Origin of the sequence: Citrobacter sp. Marseille-Q5395, assembly GCF_947057495.1 — a bacterium.
Lineage (GTDB): Bacteria > Pseudomonadota > Gammaproteobacteria > Enterobacterales > Enterobacteriaceae > Citrobacter > Citrobacter murliniae.
Window position 1 is genome coordinate 74,308 of sequence record NZ_CAMSEL010000021.1, and the last position, 21,080, is coordinate 95,387.

Genomic DNA, 21,080 nt, shown 5'->3' on the forward strand with positions numbered 1-21,080 from the left:
TGATTTACACAAAAAACAGTTACTTCGACTGCACTGGCACATACATTTCAATGTCCCAGTAACCATCTTCCGTACCATTGTTCATATAAATTTCAAAACAAGGTCTGGCCGATATCTGATACGTTGAGTCCTGCAACAGGAGATTAAAAAACTGATACCACGGTGTCGCAAAATCATGATTCTCAACGCGTGCAACGGCAACTGCATATTCACCACCCGCCAGTTCAGTCAGAGTCACTCCTTCACTGTTTTGTGGGATCACGAAACTATCAGGGACGGAAACTACAGTATCACAGCGGAGTTTATCTGCCGGAACAACGTCCGGGTTGTCGTAATAGACGGCAATCCATTCCAGCGGTGCGATATTCTTACTATCGACCCACATCATTAACTGCTCAAATCCCTGCTTTACCGTTTGTTCCCACGGTCCCACCATGTGAAAGCCGGCAATCCTGCGTTTTTCTACCTGCCTGATCTCATACTTCATATAGCCTCCATAATTACACTGTGTTTATATACAGTATAATTATTGCTTATTACGACAACAAGGAAACAGTGTTCATTATGTGAGCAGATTCGCACTCTTGCCAGTCAGAACCACAAGCAAATAATTACACTTTATGGTGAAAATAATCGCTCAGACGAGAAAACATGCCGCCTTCGCCAACTGACTCCAGCGTCATCAGCGGCCAGTGTGCCACGAGCTGATCTCGGTCATAGAGTTCAATTTCACCCACGCGTTGATGCGCAGCAATAGGGGCAACCAGTTCTTTCTTATCAAGCACATACTTTGCTTTAATATTTTGAACTTCCGTTTTCGGCAGTGCCATCCAGAAATCCTGCTCAGTACCCAGGCTAATTTTTTCTTTATCGCCATACCAAATCCGCTCAACACCTACCTGCTTACCGCTACGCAAAATCTGCACTGTGTCGAAGTTTTGCTGTCCCCATAGCAACAGTTTGCGCGCCTGATCTTCGCGCCCTTTCGCACTCTCAGCGCCCATGACAACGGCAATCAAACGGCGCTGTCCATCAACAGCAGATGCGATTAGATTAAATCCGGCACCAGACGTGCGCCCCGTTTTCAACCCATCGACATTCATCGTCTTATCCCACAACAATCCGTTACGGTTCTGCTGCGTGATGCCATTCCATGTAAGGCTTTTCTCACTATACATATGGTAAAAATCAGGCTCTCCATGAATGATTGCCCGGGATAGCACGGCCAGATCGTAAGCAGAACTGTGCTGACCTGGCGCATCCAGTCCGTGTACCGTTTCGAAATGCGTATCCTGAAGCTTTAGCTTTTTCACATAGCTGTTCATCATGTCGACAAACTGTGGCTGTCCACCGGCAATGTAATCAGCCAACGCGACACAAGCATCATTACCAGAATCGACAATTAAGCCGCGGCTTAAATCACGCACTGAAACACGATCGCCTTCTTTCAGGAACATTAATGATGAGCCCACGAATACCGGATTATCTTTTGCCCAGGCATCTCGTCCAATGGTAACAATATCGGTCGGGCTGATGCGGTGGCTGTCGATTGCGCGATCAACAACATAACCTGTCATCAGTTTGGTGAGGCTGGCGGGATTGCGCTGCTGGTGTTCATTACCTGCGGTAAGAATTTGGCCCGTGGTGTAATCCATAAGCCCCCACGCCCCGGCATTTATGGCTGGAGGCTGGGGAGCAAAACTGGTGACATCCGCCGCAAAGGCGGACGAAAAACTCATCGCGAACAGAGAAGCGGCAACAAACAAACGGCATTTCAACAGCATGTCCTCAGGAATAGGATAAATAGCCGTTCTTTTTACGGAAGTTTAGTCGAATAAACAGGGATAAATTGCAAGAAAATGTGACATAAAGCACATTTTCTTGCGAGGTGATATGGGTGTTAAATGTACGTATCGTGCGCGATGCGTACTAGATTAATTACCCTTTACGTGGCTGCGCTTCTGTGTGATGACTACGATGACGATGATAGCCATCAATCATGCTACGAAATATTTGTGTCGGCGTGTCGCCTAATGTGCACAGGTAAATATGTGCACAAATAAACAGAATGCCAACAATCGCTAACGCCATATGCAGCACTAACATTACCGGACCTGCTCCGATAACCTGCGGGTAAAGACACAGCAAACCGGTGATGATTAATAACGGAACCAGCGCATACATAATGGCCAGATATGCCAGTTGTTGCAGAGGGTTAAATTTATTATCCGCCGTAGCCGCAAAGGGATGCGCTTCGCCTTTCATGATCCCATACAGATAAAAGCGCGTTTGCAGCAAGCAGCGCGAAATCAGCCCGTTAAATTTCACACGGTAGTGACAGCCATTACCGCTGGTTGCGTTTATCAGCACAAAGCCAACCCAGAAGGCGAGCAATGCAAAGCCACACCAGGTATGCACCTGCACCATTAAGGCCACAGGGCCGACAGAAAAGTGACCAAATAAGCCGCTCAGCAGAAGCAGGATGAATAACAGTGCATTCCCCCAGTGCCAACGACGGACTGCTAACGAATAGAGGTAGTCACGATACTCTTCTCCGCCTACCGTTTTGGGTGCCAGCATCCGACGCAACAGTGCATGTGCGATCAGGCCAATAATCATCATCAGAATGATAACACCTGCATAAATGAGCCACAGCGGCCAGTAATCCGGCGCATAATTAAGCTCTGCTCCCCAGATAGCATTCATACTTTCCCCTCCTGATGGATCTCTTTACGTCGATAAAGACTCACCTCGCCACTTCGTTTTTCCTGCTGGCGATAAACCGCTTTTTGATTAATCCAGTGCTGAATTTCCGGGTCATCGCGGCGGCCAAATTTCAGCGCATCCGTCGGACAAACAGAAACACATGCTGGTGATTGTCCGGCATCCAGGCGGGTATCCGAGCAGAAGTTACATTTGTCAGCGATTCCTGTTTGCGGGTTAAGGTAGCGCACATGGAACGGACAAGCGGCGACACAATAGTCGCAGCCAATACAACGCGATTTGTCGACTTGTACAATGCCATTCTCATCACGGTAAGACGCGCCGGTCGGGCAGACGCTGACACAAGGCGCATCTTCACAATGCTGGCAGGAGACTCGCACAAACTGAAAATGAGACAGAACCTGAGGCTCATTTTCCGGTGAACGGATCTGCACCTGCAGCCGGCTGTAACCCTCGGGTACATCATTAAGTACTTTGCAGGCAACCGTACACGCCTGACAGCCAATACAGCGTTTCTCGTCATGCAGCATGACATAGGGGTTTGTTGAATGATTCATGATGTTCTCCTTTCTCATGCCCGACTCAGCGTAACGCCAGCAGTGTGAACCACCGTCCCGGAAACCGGACTGGTCACATGCGGAAGTAAATTACCGCAGTGAATACCATGCGTTGTCGCAGCCGTCCTGGCCCCGGCCTTGGCGCCAAATCCCATATAGACGAACAGCGTATCGGGTCGAATACCAGCGGTTACCAGCGCCTTACCTTTCTCTTTACCCGTCGCGTTTTCCAGCCAGATGTCGTCCCCGCTTTTGATCCCTTTTTCTTGTGCTGTTTTCGGGTGTATCCATACTGCGTTATCCCACATCAGCTCACTAAGCAGAGGAACATATTGCGTCGCACCGTTTGTGTGAACCGCCACTTTGCCCTGGATAAAATAGAGTTCGTTATCCCCCTTAAGCGCAAAATTACGGGCTCGCGGGCTACCGTAGCCGGGTAGTAATGTCTCCAGCTCTTCGGAATAAAGTTCGATTTTTCCTGACGGGGATTTGAATCGGAGTTGCTCGCCGTAAGTGCCGTCGCTGTCAACTGCTACCGCAGCGGGATACTGTGCCGTAAACTGGCGTACCATTTCAGGTTCGCGCAATAACAATGGGATGCCCCATTCGCGGTATCCCTTCTGGCGCAGTTCAGCAGATAAAGCATGGTCGCCATTCAGTTGATATAACTGCCGTGTTTGCATATCTTGCCACGGATAAAATTGTCCCAGCCCTAACTGTTCTCCCAGTTCTTTCCAGATCTGCCAGCTCGGACGCGCATCGCCAACAGGCTCAACAACCTGCTGACGCAGCGCATAGGCCGGATTTAGCCCGGACATATCAGAAACCTCTTCATCGCGCTCGAGGTAGGTACACTCCGGAAGCAGATAATCGGCATACGCCGCACTTTCGCTTAAATAAACATCACAGCTGACCACAAGATCCAGTTGTTCAACGGTTTTGACCAAATCGGGTCGGCAGGTTACGGTTTGAAAAGGATTATGTCGGGACATAATCCATCCCTTCACCGGATACGGTGTCTGATTTAACACGGCATCGATAATACTCTGCACAACCCCACCGCCCGCCGCGATGTACTTAAACTGCGGCGCGACCATATCAATACGTTGTGCTGCAGGTTTCGCCAACTTGGCATCAGGTTTCGCCAGCACCGGGGCGACTTTTTCACCAGCCAGTTTGTTGTAGGTGGCGGCATTTTTTTTCTGGTACATACCACCTTCACGTTCAATATTCCCCATCAACACATTGAGGGTGAAAATCATCCGCCGCATGTCGATCTCTTCCTGAGAAAACGTCGCACGGTGGCCCGGACTGACGATGGCGTGAGGCGCACAAGCTGCCATTTCCCGGGTAACGCGGGTAATGACATCCGCAGGCACATCGGCCAGTTTTTGCGCCCATTCAGGGGTAGTCTCTTGTACTGCCTCGACCAGTTGCGCAAATCCCGTGGTGTAGCGTTCAACAAACTGTGCGTCATAGAGCTTTTCTTTAATCATGACGTGGCACATGGCCATAAGCACCGGTAAATCACCACCAGGTTTGATCGCATGCCATTCATCCGCTTTACTGGAAAACACGGACAAACGAGGATCGAAGCTGACCATCTTCGCCCCCTTCTCCTGCGCGGTCATCAGTTCATGCGTGTCGGCAACCTCAATGCCTTCATACAAGTTATGACCAAAGGAAACCATATAGCGGGTATTGGCAATATCCATTGCTAAATCGCCCCCCATCATCACCTTAGCGGCAATAGATTTTCCTGCGGGACATGTTGAGGCGTGAGTGAAGGTATTAGGCGAACCAAAGGCCGTCGCCAGGTGAAATAAATGGCCGGAAAGCGAACCTGATTTAGAAGAGAACACAATGCTCTGGGGACCATACTGCTCTTTTATGGCACCCATTTTTTCAGCAATTTCTTTATAAGCCTGTTGCCAGCTAATGACCTGCCATTCACCGCTACCGCGGGGGCCGGTACGCTTCATCGGTTTAACGATACGATGTGGGTCGTTGACCAGGCTGACGCCACTTCCCCCTCGCGCGCAAACTCGCGTACCTTGTTGAGGCGCATTGGGATTACCTTGGATAAAAACGGTTTTATTATTAATGACCTGCGCTTGAATTGGGCAACGAAATGAACACATTTCGCACAGACTTGGCGTGAGCGCTGTTTTGCCTTTAATGCTCTCAGGCGAATTCCGCGCCAGTGCACCAGGTGGGAAACTTCCTATTGCACAAGCAGAGCAACCAATCCCCCACTCCTCGCAAAAAATTACGCCGACTAATGCTCATATAACCTACTGTTATTAGATATATCCAATGATTATATGGCGTTTAAATTATTAGTTTTTAACATCACTCACATTTCATTACACTAAACCACCATTAATCATTAGAAATAAAAGCCTTTGTTTATAAAAGACTTTTAAAATTTCCAAAACACAACAATTAACCGTAAAAATAACAATAATTGTTCGCAATCAGATTTTTCTAAACACCAACCTTCAGGAAAATTTATTCCGGTAATTTCCTTTAAAACTAAAAAAATAATTTATCTCATTTAATCAGCTCTTGTTTATCTCAATTTTAATGCGGCCAGTACCCAGGAATGATAATCACTTTGCTGATTACCGCGCTCATTTTTGGTATTCTTAGAAAAGCGCTAAATTGATCCCGGACATAACTGAACAATGAATGACGGCAAGCAGCACCCAACTTTTCTCTTCCACGATTACGAAACCTTTGGCACCCATCCGGCGCTGGACAGACCCGCACAGTTCGCAGCTATCCGCACAGATAGCGAGTTCAACATTATTGGTGAACCTGAAGTCTTTTATTGCAAGCCTGCAGACGATTATCTGCCACAACCAGAGGCGGTACTGATCACCGGTATTACGCCGCAGGAAGCGCGTGAAAAGGGAGAGAATGAGGCTGCTTTTGCTGCACGTATTCACTCGCTGTTTACCGTGCCGAAAACCTGTATCCTGGGCTATAACAATGTCCGCTTCGATGATGAAGTGACACGCAATATTCTGTATCGCAATTTTTACGATCCTTATGCCTGGAGCTGGCAACACGATAATTCACGCTGGGATTTACTGGATGTGATGCGCGCATGTTATGCACTGCGTCCAGAAGGGATTAACTGGCCAGAAAACGACGACGGTTTGCCCAGCTTCCGGCTTGAACATTTGACCAAAGCCAACGGCATTGAACATGCCAATGCCCACGATGCGATGGCAGACGTCTACGCGACTATTGCAATGGCACAACTGGTTAAGTCACGTCAGCCGCGCCTGTTTGACTATCTTTATAGCCATCGTAATAAGCACAAACTGACCGCCCTGATTGACGTTCCACAAATGAAACCCCTGGTGCATGTCTCCGGCATGTTCGGCGCATGGCGAGGTAACACCAGTTGGGTCGCTCCGCTCGCCTGGCATCCGGACAATCGCAACGCGGTTATCATGGTCGATTTAGCCGGTGATATTTCTCCTCTGCTTGAGCTGGACAGCGACACTCTGCGCGAGCGCCTGTACACGGCTAAAGCCGACTTGGGCGATAACGTGGCGGTACCGGTAAAACTGGTGCACATCAACAAATGTCCAGTGCTGGCGCAAGCCAATACACTCCGCCCGGAAGATGCCGATCGCCTCGGGATTAACCGTCAGCATTGTCTGGATAATCTTAAAGTCCTGCGCGAAAACCCGCAGGTCCGCGATAAAGTAGTGGCCATTTTTGCCGAAGCCGAGCCTTTCGCCCCATCAGATAACGTGGATGCCCAACTGTATAACGGTTTTTTCAGTGATGCCGACCGCGCCGCGATGAAAATCGTTCTGGAGACCGACCCGCGTAATTTACCGGCGCTGGACATCACCTTCGTCGATAAACGCATTGAAAAACTGCTGTTTAATTACCGCGCCCGCAACTTCCCCGGCACACTGGATGAAACCGAACAACAGCGCTGGCTGGAACATCGCCGCCAGGTGTTCACTCCAGAGTTTTTGCAAAATTACGCCAATGAACTGCAGACACTGAGTCAGCAGTACGCTGATAACAAAGAGAAACTGATGCTGCTGAAATCGCTCTGGCAATACGCTGAAGAGATTGTGTAAAACGCAGACATAAAAAAACCGGAGAAATTCTCCGGTTTTTAATTATGCGCCGGGCAAACCGGCGCAGAAAAGTCAGTTGTTATGCAACATCTTCGTACTGCGGTACCGGGTTGCGGAAACTTTTGGTCACGCAAGCCAGGTAAATCAGACCAATACCAGCCCAGATCAGACCCAGAACCATAGAGCTCTCTTCCAGGTTCACCCACAGCGCACCAACGGTCAGCGCACCGCACATCGGCAGGAACAGGTACTGGAAGTGGTCTTTCAGCGTCTTGTTGCGCTTCTCACGGATCCAGAACTGGGAGATCACCGACAGGTTAACGAAGGTAAACGCCACCAGCGCACCAAAGTTAATCAGCGCCGTTGCCATCACCAGGTCGAAGTTGATTGCCAGCAGGGCAATCGCCCCAACCAGAATGATGTTCATGGACGGAGTACGCCATTTCGGGTGCACATAACCGAAGAAACTTTTCGGGAAGACACCGTCACGCCCCATCACATACATCAGACGCGCTACGCCTGCATGCGCCGCCATACCGGATGCCAGTACGGTAATGGTGGAGAAAATCAGTGCGCCAACCTGGAAGAACTTACCAGCTACATACAGCATAATTTCTGGCTGCGAAGCATCCGGGTCCTTGAAGCGCGAGATATCCGGGAAGTACAGCTGCAACAGATAGGTGGAGACAATAAAGATCAGGCCACCAATCAGCGCGGTCAGGAAGATAGCACGTGGAATTACGCGCTCGGCATCTTTAGTTTCTTCCGACAAGTTGCTGATGCCGTCAAATCCTGTAAAGGAGAAGCACAGAATCGTCGCACCGGTGATCATCGGAATAACGTGCGCATCGCCTGACCAGAATGGACGGGAACTCACCAGCGTACCGGCACCTTCGCCTTCAAATACACCGTAAACCACCATGCCCAAAATGACCGCAATCAGCACAACCTGCAACACCACAATCACGGTATTGAAGTTAGCGACGGATTTGAGACTACGCAGGTTGAATGCCGTCATAAACGCCACCAGGGCGATAACAAATACCCACGACGGAATCGAAGGCACGAGGGCTTCAAAGTAAATTTTTGCCAGCAGAATGTTGATCATCGGCGCGAACAGGTAATCGAGCAGAGAAGACCAACCCACCATAAAACCTACAGTAGGACTAATAGATTTCTGGGCATAGGTGTACGCAGAGCCAGCAGAAGGGTAACGACGTACCAGCTTCCCGTAGCTCAGCGCTGTAAACAGAATGGCGACCAGGGCGAAGGCATATGCCGTCGGCACGTGACCGTCTGTGAGGCCCGAAACGATACCAAATGTATCGAACAGCGTCATCGGCTGCATATAGGCAAGGCCCATCATAACAACCGGAACCAACGTAAGCGTTTTACGTAATTCCACGCGAGAGGTGTTTGGAGTAACGTTATGCGACATGGTCATTCCCCTTTACGGTGAACACCGTCGCGTAAGCAAAAAATTGCCCCATTTTTATGGATTCCTCAGCGACAACAACTGTCGGTTTTTAGTAAGTATCTATCCGGTACGAAGCCCGGCCTCTTTTATGAATGATTGGTTTGATGCAAAAAAATAACCGACGCGTATTAAAACGTCGGTTAATGTCATTTTTTGCAAGCGGCGTATTTTGCACTAAAGTGGGGAGAAATAACAAGAGAATGAGGCTACTGTATAATAATATTTTTTCTTAACTGTTTGATTTATCGGCAACCGTTTTTACATAGACACCCGCAATAGCACTATTTGCTAAAATCTCATCCCGCCACCAGACGCTTGCTAATCCAGAGGTCTGTTCATTCCAGCCAATCCACACCGGCTCAAACATAATTTGCGCGACCACTTTCTTCTCAATAAGCGCGCCACTGTCCAAAAATCGCTGTGCCAGATAACGCGGCATATAGCCACACCCCAGGCCACTAATTTGCAATTCCAGCTTGGTCTTAAAATCGAAAACAGTAATAGCTTCCTGATCATCAAATAACTGAGTTCCGGACGAATTCGCAGAATGCGCATTATCATTATCTCCCACAACGATAGCGCGATACCGTTTGATGGTTCGGCGATTCAATGGTTCTTCTTCCTGCGCCAACGGATGATGGGGAGCGACCACAAAAACCTGCTCAAGATCGCCTAAACGCGCAAAACCGAATTCGCTTGCCGAGGGCGGTTCGTGCATCGCACCGACAATAATATCTGCCCGCCCCTGGGTAAGAGCATCCCAGGAGCCTCCCAGCACGCCGTTAATAAATTTAAGTCGGGTCACACTGTGATGTTGATAAAAAGATTCGATGAGCGGGGCAAGAAGCGAAAAGGGAAACGTATCATCCACACCGATAACCAGTTGGTTTTCCCAGCCCTCATGCAGTTTGATCGCCTGTTTTTCAAGTTCGCGGACGGTATGCAGTACCTCCCTCCCCTTTTCCAGCAGCATCTGACCGGTACGGGTAAATTTCGCCCGATGTCCGCTACGATCCAGCAACTGAATATTGAGGTCGCTCTCCAGCTTATGGACGGTATAGCTCAGCGCCGACGGCGTCTTAAACAATTTTGCCGACGCCGCCGCGAAGCTTCCCTCTTTCTCTAACGCATCAAGGATGATCAGAACGTCCAGCAGTGGTTTCATACTCGCCCCCTGGCGGTATACAGCGGCACTCTGCTGGTCTGTCACTCCATCGGCATCACCAGCGGATCAGGATACTGGTACTCGAACCCAAGCTCATTACAAATGCGGTTGCCATCAATGACTTTACCTTTACCGTTATCCACACTGTCCCGGAAAGTTGGCGGCTCCATACCCAACAAACGAGCCATCTGGGGATAGAACACATTACGCGCAGGATGCATAGGCGCACATATATTATAGATGTGTCCCCCTTTAGGTGCCTGTAACAACAAGGTGATTGCCGAAACAACATCATCCAGATGCACCAGATTAACCCCGTGTTGTCCGTCAGGAGCCGTTTTACCCGCAAAAAAACGGCCAGGGTGTCTTCCCGGTCCAACTAACCCGGCCAGGCGCAGAATATCGACCGAGGTCCCCGGCAGGTTGTGCAGCCAGTCTTCCAGTTCTTTCAGAACGCGACCGCTTGCCGTAACCGGATTACGCGGCGAGCCCTCTTTTACCATCCCCTGTACATCGCCATAGACCGACGTAGAGCTGGTAAAAATAATCCGAGGAATACGATACGCCAGCGCACTGTCGACCAGTTCCTGCATCGCCTGCAGATAAAAATCCTCACCAGGACCGCTCCGGCGTGCGGGCAGCGTGATCACCAGCGCATCGGCGTCCATTAACGCATCAAGATCATCTGGCTCACAGACCAGTTCAGGCTCCAGGCGTAACGAGTAGCTCTCAATACCGCTCATTCGGGCCGCTTCTACACCATCCAAAGTGGTTTTGCTGCCGGTGACCTGCCAGCCTCTCGCCGCCAGCGACATGGCTAACGGCATGCCTAACCAACCTAACCCGACAATTGCGACCTTTTTCATGCCTTCTCTCCTGACTTTTGGCCTATAACTCAAGGCTACGCCAGCCCACGGTGGCTGACAATTCATAGTATCAATATGAAATGAATTAATGATCAAAAAAAGCCCTTGCTTTCCGTGGCTGAAGTGGTTTAGGTTAAAAGACATCAAATGAATAAGCATTCATCGAGAAATTTTATGACACGCGCTCAATTTAAACACCATCACCACCATCATCCTGACTAGTCTTTCAGGCGATGTGTGCTGGGAGACATTTAAATCTTCCAGTGGTGCATGAGCGTATGAGAGAGCCCCCGGAAGAATTCTTCCGGGGGCTTTTTTTTTGGCGCGCAACCCAGACCGATTCAGACAGGATAACGAGGAACAGAGAATGTTAGACAACACCCGTTTACGCATAGCTATGCAGAAATCAGGCCGTTTAAGCGATGATTCACGCGAATTACTGGCCCGCTGTGGCATTAAAATTAATCTTCACACCCAGCGCCTGATTGCGATGGCAGAGAATATGCCGATTGATATTCTCCGCGTGCGTGATGACGATATCCCGGGTCTGGTAATGGATGGCGTCGTGGATCTTGGCATCATTGGTGAAAACGTTCTGGAAGAGGAACTGCTCAACCGACGGGCACAGGGCGAAGATCCACGCTACTTTACACTGCGTCGACTGGACTTCGGCGGCTGCCGTCTCTCGCTGGCTACCCCCGTTGACGAAGCATGGGACGGCCCGTCAGCGCTGGACGGCAAACGTATCGCGACCTCTTATCCGCACCTGCTCAAACGCTACCTCGATCAAAAAGGCGTCTCGTTTAAATCCTGTCTGTTAAACGGTTCTGTTGAAGTCGCACCGCGTGCCGGACTGGCCGATGCTATCTGTGATCTGGTTTCAACTGGCGCCACACTGGAAGCCAACGGCCTGCGTGAAGTGGAGGTCATTTACCGTTCCAAAGCCTGCCTGATTCAACGCGATGGCGAGATGGCTGAAGCCAAGCAACAGCTGATTGATAAATTACTGACCCGCATTCAGGGTGTTATCCAGGCCCGCGAATCCAAGTACATCATGATGCACGCTCCAAGCGAACGTCTGGAAGATGTCATCGCCCTGCTTCCTGGTGCTGAACGCCCAACCATTCTGCCGCTGGCGGGCGATCAGCAGCGCGTGGCAATGCACATGGTCAGCAGCGAAACCCTGTTCTGGGAAACCATGGAAAAACTGAAAGCGCTCGGTGCCAGCTCGATTCTGGTACTGCCGATTGAGAAGATGATGGAGTAATCGCCATGAGCTTTAGCACAATCATTGACTGGAATAGCTGTAGCCCCGAGCAACAACGCGAATTACTGATGCGCCCGGCAATTTCCGCCTCAGACAGCATCACCCGTACCGTCAGCGACATTCTGGATAACGTCAAATCACATGGTGATACGGCGCTGCGCGAATACAGCGCAAAGTTTGATAAAACCACGGTCAGTGCGCTGAAAGTCAGCGCCGAAGACATTGCCGCCGCCAGCGCACGCCTGAGTGATGACCTCAAGCAGGCCATGGCTGTGGCGGTAAACAACATCGAAACTTTCCATAACGCGCAAAAACTGCCACCAGTAGATATCGAAACGCAGCCCGGCGTGCGCTGCCAGCAGGTGACCCGTCCGGTGAACTCTGTTGGCCTGTATATTCCCGGAGGGTCTGCACCGCTCTTCTCTACGGTATTAATGCTTGCCACTCCGGCTCGTATAGCGGGATGCAAAAAAGTAGTGCTGTGTTCCCCGCCGCCTATTGCCGATGAAATTTTGTATGCGGCGCAGTTATGCGGAGTACAGGACGTGTTTAACGTCGGTGGCGCGCAGGCCATTGCCGCGCTGGCGTTTGGTAGCGAATCTGTACCGAAAGTGGACAAAATTTTCGGCCCCGGTAATGCCTTTGTGACCGAGGCCAAACGCCAGGTCAGCCAGCGTCTGGACGGTGCGGCAATCGATATGCCTGCGGGCCCGTCAGAAGTGCTGGTGATTGCCGACAGCGGCGCAACACCGGATTTCGTCGCCTCTGACTTACTTTCTCAGGCCGAACACGGACCGGACTCTCAGGTGATCCTGCTGACGCCGGATGCTGATATCGCACGCCGTGTCGCTGAAGCGGTAGAACGCCAGCTTGCTGAACTGCCTCGCGCGGAAACCGCTCGTCAGGCGTTAAGCGCCAGTCGCCTGATTGTGACTAAAGATTTGCAGCAATGCATCGCCATCTCTAATCAGTACGGTCCGGAACATTTGATTATTCAGACCCGTAACGCGCGGGAACTGGTTGATGACATCACCAGTGCCGGTTCGGTATTTCTCGGTGACTGGTCGCCGGAATCGGCGGGTGATTACGCTTCAGGTACCAACCACGTCCTGCCAACCTATGGCTATACGGCAACCTGCTCAAGTCTTGGGCTGGCTGATTTCCAGAAACGGATGACCGTACAGGAATTATCACCGCAAGGTTTCTCAGCCCTGGCCTCTACGATTGAAACGCTGGCCGCCGCTGAGCGACTGACCGCCCACAAAAATGCCGTCACCCTGCGTGTTAACGCCCTGAAGGAGCAAGCATGAGTACTGATAACATTCTCAGCGTTACCGATTTAGCCCGTAAAAATGTTCGTGAGCTGACGCCCTATCAGTCCGCCCGCCGTCTGGGCGGTAATGGCGATGTCTGGCTGAATGCTAATGAGTTTCCGACCGCTGTTGAATTCCAGTTAAGCCAGCAGACGCTAAACCGCTATCCGGAATGTCAGCCGAAGGCGGTGATCGAGAACTACGCACAGTACGCAGACGTGAAACCACAGCAGGTACTGGTCAGTCGTGGGGCAGACGAAGGTATTGAGCTGTTGATCCGCGCATTTTGTGAACCCGGCAAAGATGCGATTCTCTACTGCCCGCCAACCTATGGCATGTACAGCGTCAGCGCCGAAACCATCGGCGTTGAATGCCGCACCGTCCCTACTCTTGACGACTGGCAACTGGATTTACAGGGCATAGCTGAGAAGCTTGATGGTGTAAAGGTTGTCTACGTTTGCAGCCCGAATAATCCAACAGGTCAGTTGATCAACCCACAGGACCTGCGCTCACTGCTCGACATGACGCAGGGGAAAGCCATCGTGGTCGCCGATGAAGCCTATATTGAGTTTTGTCCGCAGGCAACGCTGGCAGGCTGGCTTTCTGAATATCCGAACCTGGTGGTCCTGCGCACGCTTTCCAAAGCGTTTGCCCTTGCAGGCTTGCGCTGCGGATTTACGCTGGCTAATGAAGAAATTATCAACCTGCTGCTGAAAGTGATTGCACCCTACCCGCTTTCTACCCCAGTGGCAGACATCGCCGCCCAGGCACTGACGCCACAAGGGATTTCAGCCATGCGTAAACGGGTGACGCAGATCCTGCAAGAGCGCCAGTATCTGGTCGATAACCTGAAAACAATCCCCTGCGTGGAGCAGGTTTTCACCTCTGAAACCAACTATATTCTGGCCCGCTTTACCGCCTCCAGTTCTGTGTTTAAATCTCTGTGGGATCGGGGCATTATCTTACGAGACCAGAACAAACAACCTTCGTTAAGCGGCTGCCTGCGTATTACTGTCGGAACCCGTGAAGAGAGCCAGCGCGTCATTGACGCCTTACGTGCGGAGCAAGTATGAGCCAGAAGTATCTTTTTATTGACCGTGATGGAACCCTGATTTCTGAACCGCCAAGTGACTTTCAGGTTGATCGCTTTGACAAGCTCGCTTTTGAGCCGGAGGTTGTCCCTGCGCTACTGAAACTGCAAAAGGCAGGTTATAAGCTGGTGATGATAACCAACCAGGATGGCCTGGGAACGCAAAGTTTCCCGCAGGTAGATTTTGACGGCCCGCACAACCTGATGATGCAGATATTCACCTCTCAGGGGGTGGTATTTGATGAAGTATTGATCTGTCCGCATCTGCCAGCGGATGAATGCGATTGCCGTAAGCCAAAAGTGAAGCTGGTCGAACAGTACCTGGTTGAGCAAGCGCTGGACGCCGCGAACAGCTACGTCATTGGCGATCGGGCGACCGATATTCAGCTTGCTGAAAACATGGGAATTACCGGATTACGCTATAACCGTGAAACCCTGAACTGGTCGATAATTGCCGAACAGCTAACCCGACGCGATCGTTACGCTCACGTTGAGCGTAATACCAAAGAAACACAGATTGACGTCAAAGTCTGGCTGGACCGCGAGGGTCGCAGCAAAATCAATACCGGCGTTGGTTTCTTTGACCACATGCTGGATCAAATTTCGACCCACGGCGGTTTTTGCATGGAAATTACCGTCAAAGGCGATCTGTATATCGACGATCACCACACGGTGGAAGATACCGGTCTGGCGCTGGGCGAAGCCTTAAAGCTGGCTCTGGGCGATAAACGCGGAATCAACCGTTTTGGTTTTGTACTGCCGATGGACGAGTGTCTGGCACGCTGCGCACTGGATATTTCCGGGCGCCCTCACCTGGAATACCGGGCTGAATTTACCTATCAGCGCGTCGGCGATCTGAGCACGGAGATGATTGAACACTTTTTCCGTTCACTCTCTTACACCATGGGTGTCACGCTACATCTGAAAACCAAAGGCAAAAATGACCACCACCGCGTGGAAAGCTTGTTCAAAGCATTTGGTCGCACGCTGCGTCAGGCGATTCGCGTGGAAGGCGACACGCTTCCCTCCTCAAAAGGAGTGCTGTGATGAATGTGGTGATCCTCGATACCGGCTGCGCCAACCTGAACTCGGTGAAATCCGCCGTGGCGCGTCATGGATACGATCCTATTGTCAGTCGTGACGCCGATGTTGTACTGCGCGCCGATAAACTCTTTCTGCCCGGTGTTGGCACCGCGCAGTCGGCAATGGATCAGTTACAAGAACGAGAACTGATAGAGCTGATCAAAGCCTGTACACAACCTGTGTTAGGGATTTGCCTGGGCATGCAACTTCTCGGTCGCCGCAGCGAAGAAAGTAACGGTGTCGACCTGTTGGGCATTATTGAGCAGGACGTGCCCAAAATGACCGATTTTGGCCTGCCACTACCGCATATGGGCTGGAACCGCGTGTATCCGCAGGCCGGGAACCGTCTGTTTCAGGGCATTGAGGACGGCGCATATTTTTATTTTGTGCACAGCTACGCCATGCCGGTGAATCCGTGGACCATCGCTCAGTGCAACTATGGCGAACCGTTTACCGCTGCAGTACAAAAAGACAATTTCTTCGGCGTGCAGTTTCACCCTGAACGTTCGGGTTTCGCAGGGGCGCAGTTGCTGAAAAACTTTCTGGAGATGTGATGATTATTCCGGCATTAGATTTAATCGACGGCACGGTTGTGCGCCTCCATCAGGGCGATTACGCGCAACAGCGCGATTACGGCAACGATCCCTTACCGCGTCTACAAGACTACGCCGCGCAAGGTGCGCAGGTTTTGCACCTGGTGGATTTGACCGGTGCAAAGGATCCGTTGAAACGACAAATACCGCTGATTAAAACGCTGGTCGCTGGCGTAAACGTTCCGGTACAGGTTGGCGGCGGCGTGCGCACTGAAGAGGACGTTGCAGCCCTGCTGGACGCGGGTGTTGCGCGTGTGGTTATCGGATCCACAGCGGTAAAATCACCAGAGATGGTTAAAGGCTGGTTCACCCGCTTTGGCGCCGATGCGCTGGTACTGGCACTCGATGTGCGTATTGATGCCCAGGGTAACAAACAGGTAGCGGTCAGCGGCTGGCAGGAAGACTCCGGCGTTTCGCTGGAAGAACTGGTTGAGACCTATTTACCCGTTGGCCTGAAGCATGTGCTGTGTACAGATATCTCCCGCGATGGCACGCTGGCTGGCTCAAACGTCTCGCTTTATGAAGAGGTCTGCACCAGATACCCACAGGTGGCATTTCAGTCCTCTGGCGGTATTGGTGATATTGAAGATGTGGCCGCTCTGCGCGGGACAGGCGTTCGCGGCGTGATCGTCGGCCGTGCTCTGCTGGAAGGTAAATTCACCGTTGAGGAGGCCATCCAATGCTGGCAAAACGCATAATTCCTTGTCTGGACGTTCGCGATGGACAGGTTGTAAAAGGCGTCCAGTTTCGCAATCACGAAATCATTGGCGACATCGTGCCGCTGGCAAAACGTTATGCCGATGAAGGTGCGGATGAACTGGTGTTCTACGATATCACTGCTTCCAGCGATGGCCGTGTGGTTGATAAGAGCTGGGTTTCACGTGTGGCAGAAGTGATAGACATTCCGTTCTGTGTTGCTGGCGGCATTAAGTCGGCGGAAGAAGCAGCCAAAATACTCACCTTTGGTGCAGACAAAATCTCAATCAATTCCCCTGCGCTGGCCGACCCGACGCTGATTACCCGCCTGGCTGACCGTTTTGGTGTGCAGTGCATTGTGGTCGGTATTGATACCTGGCATGACACAGAAACCGGAAAATATCACGTCAATCAATATACCGGTGATGAAAACCGTACCCGCGTCACCCAGTGGGAAACTCTCGACTGGGTAAAAGAAGTGCAAAAACTCGGGGCAGGCGAAATCGTCCTCAATATGATGAACCAGGACGGTGTTCGTAACGGCTACGATCTGGAGCAGCTAAAAAAAGTGCGCGAGGTTTGCCATGTTCCACTGATCGCCTCTGGTGGTGCAGGAACGATGGAACACTTCCTCGAGGCATTCAGAGATGCAGATGTCGACGGCGCACTCGCGGCTTCCGTCTTCCACAAACAGATAATTAATATTGGTGAATTAAAAACGTACCTGGCGACACAGGGCGTGGAGATCAGGATATGCTAACGAAGCAACAAAGCCGGGAACTTGACTGGGAAAAAACCGACGGACTGATGCCGGTCATTGTGCAACATGCGGTATCCGGGGAAGTATTGATGCTCGGCTATATGAACCTGGAGGCGCTGGAGAAAACCCTCGAAAGCGGGAAAGTGACTTTTTTCTCGCGCACCAAACAGCGTTTGTGGACCAAAGGTGAAACCTCTGGCAACTTTCTCAATGTTGTCAGCATTACACCCGATTGCGATAACGACACCCTGTTGGTGCTGGTCAACCCAGTTGGACCAACCTGCCATAAAGGCACCAGCAGTTGTTTTGGTGAAGCAAGCCATCAGTGGCTTTTCCTGTATCAACTTGAACAACTGCTTGCTGAACGTAAAACGGCGGATCCTGCCAGCTCTTACACCGCGAAGCTTTATGCAAGTGGCACTAAACGAATTGCCCAGAAGGTCGGTGAAGAAGGTGTCGAGACCGCATTGGCCGCGACGGTGCATGATCGTTTCGAACTGACCAATGAAGCATCAGACCTGATGTATCACCTGTTGGTTCTGTTGCAGGACCAGGATCTCGATCTGACCACGGTGATTGAGAATTTACGTAAACGTCATCAGTAATCTGCAGACACAAAAAAACCGGGCAACGCCCGGTTTTTCTTTTGCAGTAAATAAATGATGACTTACTGCGCTTTTGCGTTGTAACTACGCAGAGCGTTGCGACCAAGAACCACACCCGCACCAATCATCCCACCCAGCAGTACTGCCAGAACCAGAGTAATTGCTTTTTTCGGACTATCACGACGCACAGGTAAGCTTGGTTTCATCACATAACGGTAGGAGTGCATCTCTGCCCCCTCAAGCTTCAGATTCTCGATATCCAAGAGCTTTTGTTTGGTCTGAAAGTAGCTGTCAGAGAACACCAGGGGACGTGTAGACTCATGCTCAATCATCGATTTCAGGGCTTCACTACCCAGAAGGAACATACTGTCCTGAGTAACATCCTGAGTTTGCTGGAGCTGCGGCTTGGTTACATTCGCCTGTTCGGCATAGCGCAATGCTTCCTGGATTTGCTTAATTCGCAATTCTTTTTGCTCCTGAGCAACCACTTCCTGAGTTTTCAAAGAGTCTTCAAGCGTAGTCGTTTGCAACTTGATGCTATCAACCAAGTCGAGTTCAAGCTCTTTAGCAACTTTTTCATCAGTTTGTTGAATGTATTCAGACAGTTGACGCTGCGCATTTTCTGCTGAATTACCTACATAAGAAACCGCCAGCGGCAGCTGCTGACCTTTAACCGACGGCTCAATGGTCAATTTTTCTGGTTTTTCCTGGTTATCGAGTGTTTCGGCTAACGCAGAGAAAGACGTACTAAAACGACCAACCACATCCATCTGAAGATCTGTTACTTTTGGCGCACTGTTACCATATATAACGTTGAATGCGTTATTGTAGGTCGCAATTTGACCAACATCCGGCTGGGTAATAATTGCTGTCGAAGTCCATTTTTCTTTAGCAATCATCAGATAGCCTGCCGCCAGCGCAACCGCAACAATTACACAAACAATAATCGTCACTTTGCCACGCCACAACTGCACTACTAAATCAATCAAATCAATCTGTTCCGGATCGTTACTGCGCCCGGATGTGTTGTTATCGCCCACAGACATAAATACCTTAAATGAGGAAGAACTGAAACTGGAAATAGTGTAGTCATATATACGGGTAATGCCATAGGATTATTGATAAAAATCGCAGATTGTTTACAGGATTTTGATTGGTATTTTAATCCTCACAGAAAAAGTTACTCAGGAAATCATTAACATCAACGTTCAGATGCCCGTTACTGAGGATTAATCTGATTAATCAACAAATTCACGTCATGAATATGTTTTTCATCACCAAAACAGAGGTTGGCGTAATGACACTTAACAATTATCTTTCTTGCCATCTAACGGTATCATTCTTGTTTTGTGGTGCCTGCTGGCACCTTGCTATAATTTAGCCTGAAAGAGGAACAAAAAATGAAATTTCTGGTTACGGGAGCCGCTGGTTTTATCGGCTTCCACGTTAGCAAGCGCCTCCTGAAGGCAGGCTACCAAGTCGTCGGTACTGATAATCTTAACGACTATTACGACGTGAGCCTTAAACAAGCTCGTCTGGATTTACTGGCGCAACCCGGTTTCAATTTTCATAAAATTGATTTAGCCGATCGGGACACGATGGCTGAGCTTTTTTCAAGCGAGCATTTTGACCGTGTAATACATCTTGCCGCACAGGCTGGCGTACGTTATTCGCTCGAAAACCCGCACGCCTATGCTGACTCTAACCTTACTGGCTTTCTGAACGTGCTTGAAGGTTGTCGGCATAATAAAGTACAACATTTGCTCTATGCCTCCTCCAGTTCGGTATACGGCCTGAACCGCAAAATGCCTTTTTCTACGGATGATTCGGTCGACCATCCCGTTTCTCTGTATGCCGCGACCAAAAAAGCTAATGAACTAATGGCACACACGTATTCGCACCTGTACGGACTACCTACAACAGGCCTGCGCTTCTTTACTGTATACGGTCCATGGGGGCGCCCTGATATGGCGCTCTTTAAGTTCACCAAAGCGATGCTTGAAGGTAAAAGTATTGACGTCTATAACTTCGGAAAAATGAAGCGTGATTTTACCTATATTGATGATATAGCAGAGGCAATTATTCGCTTGCAGGACATCATTCCGCAGGTTGACGCACAATGGACCGTTGAGACCGGAACCCCGGCAACAAGCATTGCGCCCTATCGCGTATACAATATTGGAAATAGTTCACCAGTTGAACTGATGGATTACATCAAGGCACTGGAAGATGGCCTTGGTATTGAAGCAGCTAAAAATATGCTGCCACTACAGCCTGGCGACGTACTGGAAACCAGCGCAGATACTAAAGCACTGTATGAGGTTATTGGTTTTAAACCCGAAACAACAGTTAAAAATGGCGTGAAAAACTTTGTTGACTGGTATCGTGATTTCTACAAAGTATAATTGCAGTCTGGTTTATGACTAGTCCTGATATAGGTTGACAGTTTTTTGTCTGTAAAACGCCTGATGAACATCATCGGGCGTTTTGTATTTCAGGGCCAGATGTGGCCGTTCATGGTTATAAATTGCCACGGACTCTTTTATCATCATCCGGGCTTGTGCAAGATCCTCCGGGCGCGAGAGTAAAAACTCATTTTTCAGTATCCCGTTTATTCTCTCAGCCAGCGCATTCTGGTAGCAGTTGTAACCATCGGTCATTGAACAGGTTATTCCGTTTCGCTCATGAACTGACTGATAAAGTACCGAACAGTATTGCAGTCCTCTGTCAGAGTGATGTACCAGCGGACCTGTCGTTTTTCTCCGCCTCAGA

General features: G+C 50.2%; 20 protein-coding genes, 2 pseudogenes and 1 other annotated feature. Of the genes and pseudogenes, 11 read left to right on the forward strand and 11 right to left on the reverse strand.

Going from position 1 to position 21,080, the window contains the following annotated elements; all coding sequences use genetic code 11:
- Positions 1-19: 19 nt before the first annotated feature.
- The 5 genes and pseudogenes from sbmC to phsA all read right to left on the reverse strand — a co-directional run bounded on the left by sbmC (position 20) and on the right by phsA (position 5,570).
- Positions 20-487: a DNA gyrase inhibitor SbmC gene (gene sbmC, locus OH663_RS21155; protein ID WP_048221134.1), complete on the reverse strand. Its 468-nt coding sequence runs from the start codon at positions 485-487 to the stop codon at positions 20-22.
- Positions 488-611: 124 nt separating this feature from the next.
- Complete coding sequence (gene dacD / locus OH663_RS21160; RefSeq protein ID WP_263525855.1) at positions 612-1,784, reverse strand: serine-type D-Ala-D-Ala carboxypeptidase DacD; 1,173 nt, start codon at positions 1,782-1,784, stop codon at positions 612-614.
- Positions 1,785-1,938: 154 nt separating this feature from the next.
- The gene (phsC, locus tag OH663_RS21165) at positions 1,939-2,706 is read right to left on the reverse strand and encodes a thiosulfate reductase cytochrome B subunit (RefSeq protein WP_200013258.1); all 768 of its coding nucleotides are present in this window, start codon (positions 2,704-2,706) and stop codon (positions 1,939-1,941) included.
- Positions 2,703-3,281, reverse strand: coding sequence for a thiosulfate reductase electron transport protein PhsB (phsB, locus tag OH663_RS21170; RefSeq protein ID WP_045444566.1), 579 nt, complete (start codon positions 3,279-3,281; stop codon positions 2,703-2,705). The genes phsC and phsB overlap by 4 nt, the downstream gene beginning before the upstream one ends.
- A gap of 14 nt (positions 3,282-3,295) precedes the next feature.
- Positions 3,296-5,570: pseudogene (phsA, locus tag OH663_RS21175) on the reverse strand (thiosulfate reductase PhsA).
- Between the two features lie 398 nt (positions 5,571-5,968).
- On the opposite strand from phsA, the gene sbcB reads away from it, so the two are divergent.
- Positions 5,969-7,393, forward strand: a complete 1,425-nt coding sequence (sbcB, locus tag OH663_RS21180; protein ID WP_200013259.1) for an exodeoxyribonuclease I — start codon at positions 5,969-5,971, stop codon at positions 7,391-7,393.
- A 79-nt stretch (positions 7,394-7,472) separates the two neighbouring features.
- On the opposite strand, the gene plaP is transcribed toward sbcB, so the two are convergent.
- The 4 genes and pseudogenes from plaP to OH663_RS21200 all read right to left on the reverse strand — a co-directional run bounded on the left by plaP (position 7,473) and on the right by OH663_RS21200 (position 10,901).
- Entirely contained in the window at positions 7,473-8,831 is a 1,359-nt protein-coding gene (gene plaP / locus OH663_RS21185; RefSeq protein WP_045444576.1) for a putrescine/proton symporter PlaP, read from the reverse strand.
- Positions 8,821-8,883: a membrane protein YoeI gene (gene yoeI, locus OH663_RS21190; protein WP_101706264.1), complete on the reverse strand. Its 63-nt coding sequence runs from the start codon at positions 8,881-8,883 to the stop codon at positions 8,821-8,823. Before yoeI ends, plaP begins: the two co-directional genes overlap by 11 nt.
- A 161-nt stretch (positions 8,884-9,044) precedes the next feature.
- A pseudogene (locus tag OH663_RS21195) lies at positions 9,045-10,035 on the reverse strand (LysR substrate-binding domain-containing protein).
- A gap of 41 nt (positions 10,036-10,076) precedes the next feature.
- Positions 10,077-10,901, reverse strand: coding sequence for an SDR family oxidoreductase (locus OH663_RS21200; protein ID WP_045444581.1), 825 nt, complete (start codon positions 10,899-10,901; stop codon positions 10,077-10,079).
- A 174-nt stretch (positions 10,902-11,075) separates the two neighbouring features.
- Here OH663_RS21200 and hisL point away from each other — a divergent pair, with 174 nt between their 5' ends.
- The 9 genes from hisL to hisIE all read left to right on the forward strand — a co-directional run bounded on the left by hisL (position 11,076) and on the right by hisIE (position 18,308).
- The gene (gene hisL / locus OH663_RS21205) at positions 11,076-11,123 is read left to right on the forward strand and encodes a his operon leader peptide (protein ID WP_100250077.1); all 48 of its coding nucleotides are present in this window, start codon (positions 11,076-11,078) and stop codon (positions 11,121-11,123) included.
- Positions 11,099-11,221, forward strand: a sequence feature (His leader region). It overlaps the preceding gene by 25 nt.
- A gap of 47 nt (positions 11,222-11,268) precedes the next feature.
- The gene (gene hisG, locus OH663_RS21210) at positions 11,269-12,168 is read left to right on the forward strand and encodes an ATP phosphoribosyltransferase (protein ID WP_045444584.1); all 900 of its coding nucleotides are present in this window, start codon (positions 11,269-11,271) and stop codon (positions 12,166-12,168) included.
- A 5-nt stretch (positions 12,169-12,173) separates the two neighbouring features.
- Positions 12,174-13,478, forward strand: a complete 1,305-nt coding sequence (gene hisD, locus OH663_RS21215) for a histidinol dehydrogenase (RefSeq protein ID WP_200013260.1) — start codon at positions 12,174-12,176, stop codon at positions 13,476-13,478.
- Entirely contained in the window at positions 13,475-14,554 is a 1,080-nt protein-coding gene (hisC, locus tag OH663_RS21220) for a histidinol-phosphate transaminase (protein WP_200013261.1), read from the forward strand. Before hisD ends, hisC begins: the two co-directional genes overlap by 4 nt.
- Positions 14,551-15,618 (forward strand): bifunctional histidinol-phosphatase/imidazoleglycerol-phosphate dehydratase HisB, encoded by a 1,068-nt coding sequence (hisB, locus tag OH663_RS21225; RefSeq protein WP_048221127.1) that lies wholly within the window; start codon positions 14,551-14,553, stop codon positions 15,616-15,618. The genes hisC and hisB overlap by 4 nt, the downstream gene beginning before the upstream one ends.
- Positions 15,618-16,208, forward strand: a complete 591-nt coding sequence (gene hisH, locus OH663_RS21230) for an imidazole glycerol phosphate synthase subunit HisH (RefSeq protein ID WP_045444595.1) — start codon at positions 15,618-15,620, stop codon at positions 16,206-16,208. The genes hisB and hisH overlap by 1 nt, the downstream gene beginning before the upstream one ends.
- Positions 16,208-16,945 carry a 1-(5-phosphoribosyl)-5-[(5-phosphoribosylamino)methylideneamino]imidazole-4-carboxamide isomerase gene (gene hisA, locus OH663_RS21235; protein ID WP_045444597.1) on the forward strand — a complete coding sequence of 246 codons (738 nt, stop codon included), beginning with the start codon at positions 16,208-16,210 and terminating at the stop codon, positions 16,943-16,945. Before hisH ends, hisA begins: the two co-directional genes overlap by 1 nt.
- Positions 16,927-17,703 carry an imidazole glycerol phosphate synthase subunit HisF gene (gene hisF, locus OH663_RS21240; RefSeq protein WP_200013262.1) on the forward strand — a complete coding sequence of 259 codons (777 nt, stop codon included), beginning with the start codon at positions 16,927-16,929 and terminating at the stop codon, positions 17,701-17,703. The genes hisA and hisF overlap by 19 nt, the downstream gene beginning before the upstream one ends.
- Positions 17,697-18,308 carry a bifunctional phosphoribosyl-AMP cyclohydrolase/phosphoribosyl-ATP diphosphatase HisIE gene (gene hisIE / locus OH663_RS21245; protein WP_200013263.1) on the forward strand — a complete coding sequence of 204 codons (612 nt, stop codon included), beginning with the start codon at positions 17,697-17,699 and terminating at the stop codon, positions 18,306-18,308. Before hisF ends, hisIE begins: the two co-directional genes overlap by 7 nt.
- A gap of 62 nt (positions 18,309-18,370) precedes the next feature.
- Here hisIE and wzzB read toward each other — a convergent pair whose 3' ends face one another.
- The gene (wzzB, locus tag OH663_RS21250; protein WP_200013264.1) at positions 18,371-19,354 is read right to left on the reverse strand and encodes an LPS O-antigen chain length determinant protein WzzB; all 984 of its coding nucleotides are present in this window, start codon (positions 19,352-19,354) and stop codon (positions 18,371-18,373) included.
- Between the two features lie 354 nt (positions 19,355-19,708).
- On the opposite strand from wzzB, the gene OH663_RS21255 reads away from it, so the two are divergent.
- Positions 19,709-20,713, forward strand: coding sequence for an NAD-dependent epimerase (locus tag OH663_RS21255; protein ID WP_200013265.1), 1,005 nt, complete (start codon positions 19,709-19,711; stop codon positions 20,711-20,713).
- Positions 20,714-20,731: 18 nt separating this feature from the next.
- On the opposite strand, the gene OH663_RS21260 is transcribed toward OH663_RS21255, so the two are convergent.
- Positions 20,732-21,080 (reverse strand): integrase core domain-containing protein (locus OH663_RS21260; RefSeq protein WP_263525856.1); only part of this gene is annotated, 349 nt, incomplete at its 5' end.

Coding starts and splice junctions, on each gene's coding strand:
- sbmC (WP_048221134.1), bottom strand. CDS start 487: ATGAAGTATGAGATCAGGCAGGTAGAAAAACGCAGGATTGCCGGCTTT.
- dacD (WP_263525855.1), bottom strand. CDS start 1,784: ATGCTGTTGAAATGCCGTTTGTTTGTTGCCGCTTCTCTGTTCGCGATG.
- phsC (WP_200013258.1), bottom strand. CDS start 2,706: ATGAATGCTATCTGGGGAGCAGAGCTTAATTATGCGCCGGATTACTGG.
- phsB (WP_045444566.1), bottom strand. CDS start 3,281: ATGAATCATTCAACAAACCCCTATGTCATGCTGCATGACGAGAAACGC.
- sbcB (WP_200013259.1), top strand. CDS start 5,969: ATGAATGACGGCAAGCAGCACCCAACTTTTCTCTTCCACGATTACGAA.
- plaP (WP_045444576.1), bottom strand. CDS start 8,831: ATGTCGCATAACGTTACTCCAAACACCTCTCGCGTGGAATTACGTAAA.
- OH663_RS21200 (WP_045444581.1), bottom strand. CDS start 10,901: ATGAAAAAGGTCGCAATTGTCGGGTTAGGTTGGTTAGGCATGCCGTTA.
- hisG (WP_045444584.1), top strand. CDS start 11,269: ATGTTAGACAACACCCGTTTACGCATAGCTATGCAGAAATCAGGCCGT.
- hisD (WP_200013260.1), top strand. CDS start 12,174: ATGAGCTTTAGCACAATCATTGACTGGAATAGCTGTAGCCCCGAGCAA.
- hisC (WP_200013261.1), top strand. CDS start 13,475: ATGAGTACTGATAACATTCTCAGCGTTACCGATTTAGCCCGTAAAAAT.
- hisB (WP_048221127.1), top strand. CDS start 14,551: ATGAGCCAGAAGTATCTTTTTATTGACCGTGATGGAACCCTGATTTCT.
- hisH (WP_045444595.1), top strand. CDS start 15,618: ATGAATGTGGTGATCCTCGATACCGGCTGCGCCAACCTGAACTCGGTG.
- hisA (WP_045444597.1), top strand. CDS start 16,208: ATGATTATTCCGGCATTAGATTTAATCGACGGCACGGTTGTGCGCCTC.
- hisF (WP_200013262.1), top strand. CDS start 16,927: ATGCTGGCAAAACGCATAATTCCTTGTCTGGACGTTCGCGATGGACAG.
- hisIE (WP_200013263.1), top strand. CDS start 17,697: ATGCTAACGAAGCAACAAAGCCGGGAACTTGACTGGGAAAAAACCGAC.
- wzzB (WP_200013264.1), bottom strand. CDS start 19,354: ATGTCTGTGGGCGATAACAACACATCCGGGCGCAGTAACGATCCGGAA.
- OH663_RS21255 (WP_200013265.1), top strand. CDS start 19,709: ATGAAATTTCTGGTTACGGGAGCCGCTGGTTTTATCGGCTTCCACGTT.